We start from the raw sequence: 11,147 nt of genomic DNA, 5'->3' as shown, positions 1-11,147 counted from the left end.
ATGAGTACAATAAAAATTAAATCAATGAGAGCAATCTATTTACAGGTAATTATGTTCCTGATTATATTAGGAACAAATACCGCAAATGCGCAGTTAACGGAATACGAGTCTATGTATTTTCAAAATCAATATATAAATAACCCTGCTATGGCAGGGTTAAATGAAGGAGTGAAATTAAATCTGGGTTACCAGCGTCAATGGGATCAAGTGCCGGGAAATCCAATTTTAATGAATGGTACTATCGAATACAATGCTGGAAACAGAACAGGATGGGGATTAAACTTTAATAGTGACAGAGCTGGATTAATTAATAGAACAAGAGTAGTAGCAACATACGCTTATCATTTACCAATAGGAGAAGAGGAAAAGCTTAATTTTGGTTTATCAGCAGGTGCCAAATTTGCTTCTATTGATAACAGTAAAGTTATTGGACAATACGATGACATTGCACTACAGAATTTTAATAATGGAGGAACGTTTGATGGAGATTTCGGTATGTCATATACTAGTAGGTTATTAACAATTCAGGCGTCATTGCCAAATCTTAATAATTTTTTAGTTAATACTGACGACGGTGTGAAAAAATATGTAGATCGTTCTATTTTTTATTCAGCTGTAAGTTACAAGATATTGCTTTCAAATGAAGATGAGGACTTAAATGTCGAGCCGTTGATTGCTTATAGAGGTATTAAGGGACACAAGGATATTTTAGATGCCGGAGCTAGATTTAATTTTCCGGATTATAAAATGAATGTATCTGCATTTTACCATACTAATAAGACTGTTTCTACAGCATTTGGAATTGATGTAATTGATAAAGTAGGTGTTTTTATTGCTTATTCTAAATACTTTGGTAGCTTAGGTGCTTATGCAAACAATACTTTTGAATGCGGACTTAATTTCAAAATATAATAGAAAAAGTTATTAGCGTTAAAATAGAAAGCTAAGGAATATGTAATGTATTCTTTAGCTTTTTTTGATTGTAGATAATTGATTTTTTGGAATTTTAATTACGATTGGCACTATTGGATTGCATTGCACTTATCAGATGAACTTATTGAACTACATGACAAATCTTTAGAAAAACTATTTCCAACAACATTTGAGCGAATACATAAATCCTATACTCTTTGTTGGCATCAGGTAGAAAAAAATGTTAAGTTGGTGGAAAGTACAGTATGATTTGAAATTAGATGGTTATTTATCACTCAATCTATTCTTTACAATTTAACCTAACGCCGTTGATACCTAATAAAATAAAGAATAAGCCCGAGACACCGAATATTCCAAAATTCCAATATCTATCTTCAAATCTACTGGCGTTATTTTCTGATAAATACAAATAATCTGTTGTTGCAGACCTTACACTTTCAACGCTAATATTTTCATTAAAAAAATATTTATCACTAAAAGATAAGGAATCTGTTTTTACTATTTTTGACAAATAATCGCCTTTAGCGATACCAATAAATAGCGTATCTCCTTGTTTAATATCATTCAATAAATCTTTTACGAAAGTTGCTTTCAAGGCATTACCGCTTATATAGAAATCTAAATCAGGAGAGTTTTTTAATTTAATAGAAATAGAATTATGCTTTTTTCGAATGTATTTAATATTTAATATTTCATCGCCAAAAACAATAAGATCTTTAGAATTTATCATTTTAACCTTCAATGCATTATTTGCGCCGATAAAAAATAAAATACCGATTATTATAAAGATTATAGAAACCTCAAAATTGATTTTTTTTTCGATTAGTTCTTCAATCTTTAAATTTCGCTTTTTGTCTTTCGTTATTTCATTCTTTATCTCATAATAATTAGCATAGTAATCACTGCATATTTTTATCTTTTTACCTGTTGTGAGATGCAATGTTAACATTTCCCATTTGTCAAATTTTCCTTTGTATTGTTTTTCAGTCCAACTTTCAACGTCATTAATAGTATAACTTTTTGTAGTCTTTCCAAAAGATGATACCTGAAGTAATTTATTATTTACAATACAATAATTTTTTATTGAAATTAAATTGTAAGTACATATTAGTGTCCCAATCAAAAAAATGATGGATAAAATTAGGCAAATATTTGTTGAATAATTTTCAGGATTATATTTTGTAAGAGAGAATATTGATATGAATAGAAAAAATAAAATACCAAGAATGTGACCTTTCCAATATCCGGTTTTCTTTTTTGATTTCAAATGTATATCTGTCAACTTATTTTTTAAGATTTGATTTAGCGCTTTAGATTCCAATAAGCTGGACTTTCTTAGGCTAATATAAGCAGTTTTATCATATATTATAAAAGAAAAAAACTTACTCCTCAAATACTTTTTCAGTATCAACAGGATTGTTTTCCTGATATAGTTTTCGGCCAATTTCGCCTTGATCACCCAAAGCGCGACCTTTTATTAACCACGCAATTCCGAAAGCAAAAAGCGCAAGAGCTTCAAAAACCAAAGTCGAATACGGAAATAATTTAAAAGTTTCTGAAACGGGAACCATTACAACGAAAACTAATATCGAATAACCGCAAACCCTGTAAATGTTATTTTCGTTCAAAATACTTTTCGGATCTCTGGTTTCGTTTTTTTGACCAATGGTAAAAACATTAATTGCCAGTAAAGCCATTATTAAAAAAAGTAAGGCTGCAAACCCATAATGAAGCCATCCCAACCATTTTTCAGGATACGGAAACAGTGTGTAAATTTTAATCGCAAAATCATCAGGATTCACGGGGATGAACGCTACACCAATTGCCATAATTCCTGCAATATTGGTTAATATACTATCATTTTTAAATAATGAAGCATTGCTGTTGCCTTTATAACAAATCAAAAATAAGCCCACTGCACACAGCGTTCCCGTGAAAATTTCTCTTAAATTGGTAAAATAATAATCACTTATAGAAGGCTGAAGTTGGGTTTTGAAAACCGCAATAAACGACAAACCCACTAAAAGCAACGGCAAACTAATTCCTAAATAGCCAATCGCCCGCCTGATTCTTCTGTAGGTAAAAATGTCATCTCTTTCAATTTGGATTTCTTTATTATCTATTTTCATAATTCCTGAATCATTTGGAATAATAAAGTTAAGTTATTGTTTTGAAAAAAGAGATAATAATCTTACGAAATAAGAGTTACGAAATCTTCTTCCCAGAAAATAAATTCTCGACAACCCAAGCCGGGCCAATCATTAAAAACTGAAGATCTTTTAAGAACGAAGGTTTTTTGCCTTCAATATTATGTCCGTAGAATTGTCCGATCCAGGCAATGACAAAAACGCCAATAGAGAAAGCCCATAACGGAACAAATTGACCAATATAATAATTGACAACAAGACAAATTGCAGAGAAAACAGCAATCTTAATCGCCATGATAACTGATAATCGAATGTAGAAAACAAGTACAAAAAGCAAAACCACAACCGCCCAATTTTCGATAATTGGTGCATTCAGTTTTAAGGTATTTGCAATAAAACCACTCGGAATACTCATTAACAATCCCACAATCGAAAAGTAAATTGCCGGGACGCAAATATAATGTATTGCTTTGTTGGTTGGGTTTTGATGACTTACGGCGTATTCATCAAACCACTGATCTAATGTTCTCATTTTTTTTGGTTTAGTTGGTTAGATAGATAACAAAGCTATGTAAATTTTTCTGAGTTTGTTTTAACTCAGAAAAATTTTCACAGCTAAAACCTTAAAAAATATTGGTATTATCTGTGACCAATATTAATTGTTGAAAACGGCTTCTGTCAAAATCTATTCGGTTTGCCTTAACCGCAATTGGGAAATAAATTCCAACATTTGAAATCATTTTTAATTTACTCGCGCTGCTCATTGTAAATTCCAGTTTACCTTCAGCAACTGCATTCAGGCTTGTAATCAAACTTGAATCTAATGTAAAATCAGTTTCGATATTAACTACAAGATTTTTGGCAAAAACAGTTCCGGTTATAAGCAGGATATTGTTGTTGTTTGCATTTTTTAAAAGCGAAGGATTAGGATGCAGAAAATCAGCATCAAATAAATATTCTTCGAGATTACCAATGGCATATTCTTTTGTAATTGAGTTTTCATAACTAATGGTTACTGTTTTTCCTGATTTTATTTTAGCAGAAATTTCAAAAGTACCTAACCCGAGCGTTTTTAGAATTTCTTCTAAAAGTGTAATGCCAATATTAAAACCGTAATCGTCTTTTTGAGTAGCATCGACACTAAGAGCAGGGTTTTCAATTTCGGTTAATACCACATCACTTTTAAAAGCGTGTTCTATACTGCCATAATAAAGCTGAGCTTCATCAAAAGGTTTTTTGATCCATAATTGAAGCGGTTTGTGGCTTCTTACAGGACCTTCGATTAAGTCAAAACCCTGTGCACTTAAATATTTAGTAAGTTTCATTTTGTAGATTTTTTTAAAGTTTTATAAATAGTTTGGGACTTTTATACATCTATTAAGCCATGATTTTTAATAGATTATACTTACAAATCTATTAAATATTATCGAGTTTATGAGATAGTTTGGGATAGCATTATGTTAAATCATCGGTAAATTTAATCTGCAAAGAAATAAAGATTGAAGTCGAAAATTATTTCAAATTGTGAATATCTATTTACGAGAATTGGCAATTTTATTTTCTTTAAAATCTATCTTTGGCATCCTTAAAAAAATATAGACATGAGCGCAGTTTGGTACGAATGCAAAGTAAAATATAGAAAAACAGACGATATTGGAGCACAAAAGGTTACGACAGAGCCTTATTTGGTAGATGCAATATCCTATACTGAGGCCGAAAGCAGAATTAATGAAGAAATGGCGGCTTATGTTAGCGAAGAGTTTAAAATCACGAATATAAAAGTGGCGAATTATGCCGAAATTCATCCTTTTGAAAATGCAGATCGTTGGTTTAAATCGAAAGTTTCATTGATTGCTTTTGATGAAGAAAGCGGTAAAGAGCGTAAAACAAATATGTATTTGTTAGTGCAGGCGAATGACGTAAAAGAAGCGTATGATAACACCGTTTCGGTTATGAAAGGAACTATGGGAGATTATACGATTCCAGCCATTTCAGAATCGCCGATTATGGATGTTTTTCCATATTTTAGTGGAGAAGAAGGAGAGCTGGAACAATTAGAAAGATTCAATGCCCTAAAAGGTTCTAAACCAGAAGTGGTTGCTGTTGGTGATATGGGAGAAAATATAGAAGATCTTGTAGAAGCAGATAGCGAATAATTTATCGGACTATTAAAATAGGGAAGAGGGCTTTTTAGTCCTCTTTTTTTATATGAAAATCTTAACTTTTCGCAAAGTTGTGTCATTGACAAAATTATTCTGATTGGCTTAACACGGATTTTAATCGATTGAAAATAGTATTACTATCCCTTATTATAATCAAAAACCCCGTCCCACAATTCATCAATTTGAATAAGCGCTTTATCTAACGGAATAACTTCCCATTTTCCATTTGTTTCGATACCAAGCCCAATATTTTTTAACTTCAGTAAAGCATCTTTAACATCAAAGTCGAGTTCTGTATTAAACTTAGTTTTAAACCAAAGTTCAATTTGATGGTCAAGTTCTTCGGACGTCAATGGATTATTGCCTTTATATAAAAATGTATAAGCGAGAATAGTTTCCTTTAGCACTTCTTCTTCAGAAGAGTTTAGTAGCGAATAAAAAGCACCGCTGTTGTTTCCGAGATTCTTAAAATACAAACTGTCTGAAAGCATTTTAGAATACCTGATTTTCTTATTTACAAAATTATTGTATTGGCGAAAGCAGTAGGCAGATAAAATTCCCAGTGCAATTAAACCCTGATTTAATGAAGTTTTACTGTTTAATAAGTCAATAGTTTCGCCAGTTTCGTATGCGCCATACATGTTAATAAGAGCGGGAATTACTTTGGCACTTAACAACGAAATACCACCAAAAAGCCCTGGCACCCAAAGTAACAATTTATCTTTTAGGGACATTCTGGGAACAGCGTTCGGGAATATGGTTTCGACGTCGTTTTGAGGAACACGCTTAAATATTTTTAAAGCAATAGTTCCAGGATCAATTGGCATTTTTCCTAATTTGACCCTTTTCTCGCTTAGATAATCGGCTTCGTTATAATTCAGATAAATCATAACACGATCATAATATTCGATCTCAATTTCTTTTGTCCAGAAAATATATTTTTTGACTTTTTCTTTTGCTTTATGATGACCGCGAACATACAATTCATAATCTCTAAAAGCATTAAAATCTATAGAAAGATTTAAACCTATTAAATCAGAATTTTTAAAAGATTTATCTAAAGTTTCCTGATCAACTTGGCGATAATTTCCATGTTTCAAAACCGTAATAAGCGTTTCCTTAAAAACCGAAAAATCACTTTTCCCCACAAATGCTTCCCGTTCTTTTTGGCTTAAATCGGGATCAAAAAGAGCGTAATTTTGTTTTAAGTTTTTGTTGAGATTAAAAGCTTCGTAATGGTAATAATGTTCGATGATATCGAATAGTTTTTTAAAATCATCAACTTTTTGTTTGTCTTCGGCGAAAGCTGCAATTTGTTGCTCGAGTAAGAATTCCTTATTAAAGGGAATATAATGTTCTCGTGTCATATCGATTTTGGGCTTTAATTTTGTGGCATTTACAGGCAAATAGTTTACAATTAATTGCAAGAGCTCAAAGATACATTTTTTTTGAGAGGTACAAAGTTACAAAGGTTCAGAGGTATACTTCGTGAAGCATAAATAAATCAAAATAAATCTGCCTAAATCTGTTTAAAATCTGCGTGAAAAAATACTTTAAACAGATTAGTAAAGAGATTTTTTATATGGATATTACGCAACGATACTATAAAAACTCTGCAAAAGATTTACTACTTAATTATTGTAAATTTGAGTGAGAACTTTTTAATAAGAAGGCTTCTTTAAAATTTAAAGCAAAATAATATTAGATATGGAAAATATTCAAACTACTAAAACTCAAAATTTCTTTAGAATATTGTTGGGGATTTTTATGATTACGGCTGCGATTGGTCATTTTACATTTCAAAGAGCCGATTTTCAGGCGCAAGTACCTAATTGGATTCCTCTTGATAAAGATCTGGTTGTAATACTCTCCGGAATTGTTGAGATAGCATTGGGTCTTGCCATGCTATTTCTAACGCGTTACAGAGTGTATATTGGAATCGCATTAGCGATATTTTATGTTTTGGTTTTTCCGGGCAATATCGCACAATATATAAATGGAACTTCAGCTTTTGGTCTCGATACAGATCTTTCTCGTTTGATTCGATTATTTTTTCAGCCAGTTTTAATTTTTCTGGCGTTATGGTCTACTGGCGCAATCGCTTTTTTTAAAAGTTCAAGACAGAGAAAGTAAAAGATTCAGAAACTTTCTGAATTTGAAACTTGAAATATCACACCTTAAAGATGTTAAAAACAAAAGCCGCAAAGATATTTCTTTACGGCTTTGCCTTCCTAGGGAAAGTAGATATGCATGATCAGGTGCATATCTAAAATCGAATCAGTTACTAATAACTAATTATGTCTCTAAGATCTATTTATTTCTAATATTAATTGTTGAATCATTGCTTGTCTAACTTGCTTACCTGAATTTCGAGAACCTTCTTATATTCGTTTGTAAGCCTTATGTATTCTGCTTTAATAACGTCGCAAATGATACCAACACGATCGCCCCGAATCGATTTTCTGATGTAATCATACGAATAACCATGTCTTTCTTTAATAATCTTTAGCACATCTTGATTATAACTTGGTTTAGTTTTTATATTTTTGTCCATTGCTTCATTTGTATTAAAAGTAATACAAATATAAGTAAGATATTTCTTAGGAGCAAGTAATATGTAAGACATTATCTAAAAAAATAGTTTTTATGACTGAAAACACTTTAAAGAGAATTAAACAATATTTAGATTTTAAGGGCATTAAAGTTAGCGCTTTCGAAAGAGAAGTTGGTATGTCTAATGGCTCATTTGCCAGTCAGTTAAAACACGACAAAACAATTGGTGTTGATAAATTAGAAAATATCTTAAGCAAATATCCTGATGTAAACTCAGACTGGCTACTAAAAGGAACCGGAAATATGCTAAATTTCGATGTATTAAGTGAAAATCCGGAACTTTACGAAAAATTAGAGAAGATTCAAAAGCTCGATATTCCCGTTTATGATATTAAAACAACAGGAGAAATTATCGATTTGTTTGGTGATAATCAGGAACAAATGCCCGTTAGTTATATTAGAATTCCTAAAATTTCGAAGTGCGATGGTGCTTTGTACGTTACGGGTGATAGTATGTACCCATTATTGAAAGGCGGAGATATTGTAGTCTACAAGAAAATTAACAATCTGGAAAACAATATCATTTGGGGTGAAATGTATTTGATTTATGTAAAAAATGATGATAACGATTTTTTCTTTATCCGATTTTTAAAACAATCTGAACGTGAATCTTACGTGCAGTTTGTGTCTCAAAACCCGGATTATCAAACAGTAGAATTTCCTATAAAAAGTATAAAAGTACTTGCCTTAATAAAAGCATCAGTAAGGATTAATACGCAGATTTAATTTTAGATTTTAGATTGTTGGATTTTAGATTTTTGGGAATTTTTGAAATGGAAAATCTTTGTTCCTTTGAACCTCTGAACCTTTGCTACTTAAAAACCTAAACAAAAAATGAGATTTCAAAGCCCCCAAGGTTTGAAATCTCACTTAATTGCTCCAAAAAAAATAACATCTTAATAATAAATAATCTCCTTCCCAGGAAATTTAATTTTTTGACAAAAATTATTCAAGAGCAATTTTACCACAAAATAAAATTCTGGCAATGCGTATTTATACCTGTTTTTTTTTTTTTTTGAGATTGAGAGTTTTAGATGTTGAAAGATGTAAAGAGTCAAAATTCAAAACAACTGTGGTCGGGTGTTGTCCTCCTGAGCGAAGTCGAAGGACACGCACTAAACTCTGCAAACTAATTCTCTGATCTCAGCGAACAGCAAGTTTCCTTGACATTGCGCACAATCAAAAAACCAAAAAAACCTCTGTCCCTTTGCGCCTTTAAGACTCTGAACCTTTTTTTTACGATCTTTTTAATTCAATTATTTTGTGAATGTATAATATCAAGTTCTCTTTTTCAACCGAAAATAATGCCGTTTCATCTTCTGTTTTTAAATATAGAGCAGCAATACTTTCCGCATCCATATCTTCGTGCAGATAGTGATATTCAACATATTTTATGAGATTGTCGATAAAAAGTTCTTGTAGTTTTCCTTTTTCTACGGCTTCGTGGTCGCCATTTTTTATTTTTTCTATTTCAGATTCCGGTAAATCAATAGTGAGGTATGTTGTGTCTACGGCCAATTTTGAGAGCAATTCTTCCGTAACTTTTCCCGAAGCATTACAATAAGCACAGGGTCCGGGCGCCCACTTTAATTGCTTATTGAATCGTTTTATATCTTCTGCATCAACAAATCCTTTTCCCAGGCATCTGGGGCATTCTAAATTTGATTTTTTAAGTAGGAAATTAAAAATGGTCATTCTTCTAAAAATTTGGGGGTTAAAGTTTCATGGCCCTGCGAAGATAATTATTTATGTAAGAAATTTATTTTAATGTTCATTATTTTTTGGAATAGGAGGTTTGTAGGGTGGTTTTAAGGATTAAAAAAAAGCTGCAAGGTTTTTTTCTTGCAGCTTTTTTTGGTTTTATAGTTAAGTTAGATTTTGATCAACCTTGTTAGTTATGACTTAAAATATATTTAACAGATTCTATTTTAATAGATTTAATTAAACCAAAATCTAAAGATTAAAAAGTGACTAATGCCTAAGTAGGGCTTAATTGTGTTAGATGTGAGGATAATTTGGGAATTTTAAAGCTTTACCATTGAAAATATTATATACATTAAAATGATTTTTTTTAGATTAAGTTATTCACTTTCATATTTGGCAATAAAACTTTTAAACAGCTATCTCCAATTGGTGAAGAATCCCAATAACATTTATGCATTTTTATACTATTTAGTAATATAAAATCAACAAAATTTAAAGGTTTATTTCGAATTTCATAATTTATATTTTCAGGAACAGAAATATCTTTGATACCAAATTGAGCATCACCTTTTTTATTATCTTTTCTAAAATTTGTTCCAAAAGTATCGAATAAGGAATAAATATTTATCCACTTTATTTTACCTTCCATTGCACGAGATCTATCATTATAATATTCTGGATAATATGCATTTATAAATTCGAATGGATTCCCTATACTTATAAATGATTTTGTTAGATTTTTGATATTTTCAGAAGGTGGTATTTCCGCTATTGGGAAAAGTGCGTCCATTGCTATAATACTGCCAAAACTGTAGCAATGAAAATGTATTTCTGGGTCAATTTCATTTTCAGCAATATACTCTGTTAATAAATTTAGGTTGCCTACTAAAATTTGGCTTTGTTCTCCATTATTAATATAACTATCAACACAGGCAAATTCCGTTGCCAAAGAAGTAATAATTGTTTTCGATTGCGGTAGAAATAATAATATTAATGCAATGAATGAAAGTATTGATTTTTCATATTTTCTTATTTTTTCAGCATCTATATTTGTTACTATTTTCTCTAAAATTGAATTATCTGGTTTTTTAAAAATTCCAGAGTTTAAAATTAAATCAACACAGGTTGGTATTAAGAAAATTATAAATAATGAGATTATGAAAAGTATAAAAAAAGCATAAAAGGTTTGACCCGGTCTACTAAAGCCATTACCTTTAAAAAGTCTTAAAATAATTTGAGGGAATTTTTTTATTACTAAAGCAAATAACGTTAAGCTTTGAATAAAAATATTATAATGGATAAATTTATCTGTTAGTATATTATGATATTGAAAATCATATATTTTATATACTAATTCTTCTTCGCTTGTAGTCTTGTTTTTTTTTATAATCTGAACTACTGTGCTGCTTTTTTCTGGTATGTAAAATATTTTTTCTGTTTTTAAAAAATATTCAAAGCCAGTTATACTAAAACTTAATTCGTTTTTAAATCTTTCCGCATGTTTTTCTACTGTTTCATTATCAATAGATTGCCCAAGACCTGTGATGTATATTCCTATTTTAGTCATGATAGTTGTTATTATAGGATG

At 30.7% G+C, this 11,147-nt stretch carries 12 protein-coding genes; 4 read left to right on the top strand and 8 right to left on the bottom strand.

All coding sequences use genetic code 11. The features are described 5' to 3' along the window. Nucleotides 1-912 (top strand): PorP/SprF family type IX secretion system membrane protein, encoded by a 912-nt coding sequence (locus EV143_RS06740; RefSeq protein WP_133507212.1) that lies wholly within the window; start codon nt 1-3, stop codon nt 910-912. Nucleotides 913-1,213: 301 nt separating this feature from the next. Here EV143_RS06740 and EV143_RS06730 read toward each other — a convergent pair whose 3' ends face one another. The 4 genes from EV143_RS06730 to EV143_RS06715 all read right to left on the bottom strand — a co-directional run bounded on the left by EV143_RS06730 (nt 1,214) and on the right by EV143_RS06715 (nt 4,405). Then, complete coding sequence (locus tag EV143_RS06730) at nt 1,214-2,254, bottom strand: hypothetical protein (RefSeq protein ID WP_133507211.1); 1,041 nt, start codon at nt 2,252-2,254, stop codon at nt 1,214-1,216. Between the two features lie 61 nt (nt 2,255-2,315). Next, a complete protein-coding gene (locus tag EV143_RS06725) occupies nt 2,316-3,062 on the bottom strand; it encodes a hypothetical protein (RefSeq protein WP_133507210.1) in 747 nt (248 codons plus the stop codon). A gap of 76 nt (nt 3,063-3,138) precedes the next feature. Then, the gene (locus EV143_RS06720) at nt 3,139-3,612 is read right to left on the bottom strand and encodes an Mpo1 family 2-hydroxy fatty acid dioxygenase (protein WP_133507209.1); all 474 of its coding nucleotides are present in this window, start codon (nt 3,610-3,612) and stop codon (nt 3,139-3,141) included. A gap of 91 nt (nt 3,613-3,703) precedes the next feature. Further along, entirely contained in the window at nt 3,704-4,405 is a 702-nt protein-coding gene (locus EV143_RS06715; RefSeq protein ID WP_133507208.1) for a gasdermin, read from the bottom strand. Between the two features lie 276 nt (nt 4,406-4,681). On the opposite strand from EV143_RS06715, the gene EV143_RS06710 reads away from it, so the two are divergent. Next, nucleotides 4,682-5,236, top strand: a complete 555-nt coding sequence (locus tag EV143_RS06710) for a DUF4494 domain-containing protein (RefSeq protein ID WP_133507207.1) — start codon at nt 4,682-4,684, stop codon at nt 5,234-5,236. Nucleotides 5,237-5,379: 143 nt separating this feature from the next. On the opposite strand, the gene EV143_RS06705 is transcribed toward EV143_RS06710, so the two are convergent. Next, nucleotides 5,380-6,609, bottom strand: coding sequence for a TMEM143 family protein (locus tag EV143_RS06705; protein WP_133507206.1), 1,230 nt, complete (start codon nt 6,607-6,609; stop codon nt 5,380-5,382). A 340-nt stretch (nt 6,610-6,949) separates the two neighbouring features. Here EV143_RS06705 and EV143_RS06700 point away from each other — a divergent pair, with 340 nt between their 5' ends. Next, nucleotides 6,950-7,375, top strand: coding sequence for a DoxX family protein (locus EV143_RS06700; protein WP_133507205.1), 426 nt, complete (start codon nt 6,950-6,952; stop codon nt 7,373-7,375). 205 nt (nt 7,376-7,580) lie between these two features. Here the strand turns inward: EV143_RS06700 and EV143_RS06695 are convergent, their stop codons facing one another. Continuing rightward, entirely contained in the window at nt 7,581-7,868 is a 288-nt protein-coding gene (locus EV143_RS06695; RefSeq protein ID WP_133507204.1) for a hypothetical protein, read from the bottom strand. A 20-nt stretch (nt 7,869-7,888) separates the two neighbouring features. Here EV143_RS06695 and EV143_RS06690 point away from each other — a divergent pair, with 20 nt between their 5' ends. Next, a complete protein-coding gene (locus EV143_RS06690; protein WP_133507203.1) occupies nt 7,889-8,581 on the top strand; it encodes a S24 family peptidase in 693 nt (230 codons plus the stop codon). Between the two features lie 510 nt (nt 8,582-9,091). Here EV143_RS06690 and EV143_RS06685 read toward each other — a convergent pair. Together EV143_RS06685 and EV143_RS06680 are read right to left on the bottom strand one after the other, a co-directional pair. Further along, nucleotides 9,092-9,550, bottom strand: a complete 459-nt coding sequence (locus EV143_RS06685) for a hypothetical protein (protein ID WP_133507202.1) — start codon at nt 9,548-9,550, stop codon at nt 9,092-9,094. A 376-nt stretch (nt 9,551-9,926) separates the two neighbouring features. Further along, entirely contained in the window at nt 9,927-11,126 is a 1,200-nt protein-coding gene (locus tag EV143_RS06680; protein WP_133507201.1) for a hypothetical protein, read from the bottom strand. Nucleotides 11,127-11,147: the final 21 nt, after the last annotated feature.

The sequence above is a fragment of the Flavobacterium chryseum genome (genome assembly GCF_004362015.1).
Lineage (GTDB): Bacteria > Bacteroidota > Bacteroidia > Flavobacteriales > Flavobacteriaceae > Flavobacterium.
Note: the sequence above shows the minus strand (reverse complement) of the source record. Positions and strands in the feature narration are given on the sequence as shown.